A 990-nucleotide genomic window follows, 5' to 3' on the forward strand; every position below is an offset into this window, starting at 1 on the left:
TGAAAGGCGTTACTTTAAGAGCCTAACGGGTGTCTAAAATATCCGGGGCGATTCAACTTGACTTCGTAGGGCCATCGCCATTTCATGCAGACTTTTACTTAAATCAGTGCGAAGATGAACCTTCGAAGAGGTCTTCTTTTTTTGAGTTAATACATGCAAAGGTACCAGGTTACGACAAGCTACAATTCAAATATCTTGGAAGCAAATTTGAATCAGAAGACATTGCATTTGAGGCTCTGATTTCAGAACTTTCGAGCGAAATAGCTTTCTTCTATGAACTCAAAATCATGCATTCTTGTCGAACCACCGATTGGGATAGGATACAAAGTAAGTTGCACGAACTTCTGGAGCTAGAAGATGAGGGGTATAAAAAAACAATAAAAGATAGGGTTTCCATAAAACCAAAACTACTGAATGGTCTTTACAGAGAAATAGGTCTTTTTAAAGGTCAGGAAATTTATCAGAAAAACGTATATGAACAATATTATTTTAGTATTTATAAGAGCGAGAAACATAATATCCACTTAAGGCCTTTTATCGATGCGGCACTAGAAAACTGGTCATCTTATCCCGTTAAAGAAACGTCCGAAATAGTAAATTACTTTGAAAGTAAAAGTAGTAAGGCAACGGAGTTAACTATTGTTTTCTTGGCTGCAGTTTTTGGAGGCGCTATTGGCGCTGCGATCACTGTACTATTTGGATCTTAGCTCTAACAAGCAAAGTCAGCGGACGCCAAAAAGCGGCGCTCGCTGCTTTGGGCGTTAGGCTAAAAATAGCTTCGGAGTTCAATTTTGTTTAATTTGCTGATTTCAGGAAATCCGGAAAGCTGGGATTCGAGTCCATATGAGCTTGAGCGGGGACGCTCAGTTGTCGAATACACCGCCGATGAAATTCGTGAGCGCTACAGAAATTTTGATGATAAATCTATTCGTGAGTGAATCGCCCCGGATATTTTAGACACCCGTTAGGCTCTTAAAGTAACGCCTTTCA

1 protein-coding gene is annotated in these 990 nt (G+C 39.8%); it reads left to right on the top strand.

Annotation, left to right across the window (positions count from 1 at the left end):
- The first annotated feature begins 29 nt into the window (after positions 1-29).
- Positions 30-707, top strand: a complete 678-nt coding sequence (locus JFC11_RS18850) for a hypothetical protein (protein WP_198350276.1) — start codon at positions 30-32, stop codon at positions 705-707.
- Positions 708-990: the final 283 nt, after the last annotated feature.

Source organism: Vreelandella alkaliphila (genome assembly GCF_016107625.1).
Lineage (GTDB): Bacteria > Pseudomonadota > Gammaproteobacteria > Pseudomonadales > Halomonadaceae > Vreelandella > Vreelandella alkaliphila.